Here is a 244-nt window from a genome sequence, read left to right on the forward strand (position 1 = left end):
GTATCGATAGTACCGATAAAACCAACATAGCCTAGCTCATCATTTTGTTTATGAACTTGAATCATATTGACATCTACACCGCAAAGGCCCACAGCTTTACCGCCGAGATCTGTTAAATCTGCTACGAGATCTTTATTAACCTTACCGGCTAATACCATTTGTACTACATGCATTGTCGCTTCATCAGTGACACGCAAGCCATTTCCAAAATGTGATTCAATCTGCATTGCATCTAATGTACTAT

At 39.3% G+C, this 244-nt stretch carries 1 protein-coding gene; it reads right to left on the reverse strand.

Features of this window, described 5'->3' with window-relative positions; all coding sequences use genetic code 11:
- On the reverse strand, positions 1-244 hold a 244-nt coding region (locus ACSV5T_RS10230), incomplete at both ends, for an amino acid kinase family protein (protein ID WP_438321072.1).

The sequence above is a fragment of the Veillonella sp. ZSJB6 genome, assembly GCF_051549505.1.
GTDB lineage: Bacteria > Bacillota > Negativicutes > Veillonellales > Veillonellaceae > Veillonella.